Source organism: Alteromonas sp. P256 (assembly GCF_036864455.1).
Lineage (GTDB): Bacteria > Pseudomonadota > Gammaproteobacteria > Enterobacterales > Alteromonadaceae > Alteromonas.
Genome location: NZ_JAZETM010000029.1, coordinates 1 through 1,222, shown reverse-complemented (window position 1 = coordinate 1,222; position 1,222 = coordinate 1). Strand labels below are relative to the sequence as shown.

The following is a 1,222-nucleotide window of genomic DNA, read 5'->3' as shown; positions in this document are numbered from 1 at the left end:
AAATTCAGGTTTGCGTTTGTAAACGCAACAAGGTGCAGTCTAATCAGGCGATGACACCGATAGAATTTGGTTCTTGGCTAGCGTCGTCAAAACCAATGACAATTGTTTTAGAAGCATGTAGTACATCAAACTACTGGAAGCAAAAAGCGTTGGAATATGGGCATGATGCTCGATTAATTTCAGCAAAATTGGTTGCTAGTGTTAGGCAAAATCAGAAAACAGATAAAAACGACGCCTTAGCGGTTGCGCAAGCTGCTCAACTCACCGATGTTTCGTTTATTAACGGCAAATCAAAAGAGCAGCAAGAGCTACAAACCTTGGTTCGTCTGCGAGAGTTGGCCGTTAAGCATAAAGTCGCAATGCAGCAACAAATTAAATCTTTATTGCTAGAGTTTAATATCCGAATCTCGCCTAGTCAGGGAGGGTTAAGTGGCGTTGTTGAAGGTGTACTGGAAGATGCTGAAAATGGCTTTTCCATGGTTTTTAGGCAAGCTCTCAGTACTAGCTGGCAACAACTCCAGCGTGGTATTGAGTCGATAAAGCAGTACGATTTATATTTAGAAAAAGCAGCAAACGGCCACGAAATATGTAAATCGCTACAGGCCCTAGAAGGTGTAGGTCCGTTAAACGCTGTGAATCTTTATATGGCACTGGGCTGTGGAGAGATGGGGCAATTTGAAAAAGGTCGCGATGCATCTGCCTGTATTGGTTTAACGCCTATTCAACATTCGTCGGGCGGTAAAGTAAAATTGGGCTCGGTGGGCAAGTACGTTAAAAATAATATGCTACGAAGTTGCTTAGTTAGCGGTGCAATGTCAGCAGTTAATCAGGCGATGAGACGACCAGCAAAAACCAAAAAAGAGATGTGGATCCAGCAGATGGTTGAACGCAGGGGTAAGCGCTGCACAGCGGTCGCGCTAGCAAATAAAACAGTAAGAACGGCATTCGCGATGCTTACAAATGGCACAGAATACAAAGCAGAACTACTCGCTGCTTAATAGAGGTTTTGCCCAACAACAAAAATGCTCAAAAAAGATGAAAATCAGCTTGTTTAGTCAGTGCTTCGCTCAGAGCTTCGAGCTCGTTATCGAGATTTGACAACAAGTTCGCGTAAATATCATAGAGCCTGGGATAGCTTCCCTATTAGAGCTCGTACATAAGCACGCATTTATTCTTTAACTGGCTAATAATGTTGTTGACAAAGGGGGAGTCCACATAAGCG

General features: G+C 43.3%; 1 protein-coding gene. It reads left to right on the top strand.

Annotation, left to right across the window (positions count from 1 at the left end; all coding sequences use genetic code 11):
• Positions 1–2 precede the first annotated feature (2 nt).
• A complete protein-coding gene (locus V7R39_RS17685) occupies positions 3–998 on the top strand; it encodes an IS110 family transposase (RefSeq protein WP_334032273.1) in 996 nt (331 codons plus the stop codon).
• Positions 999–1,222: the final 224 nt, after the last annotated feature.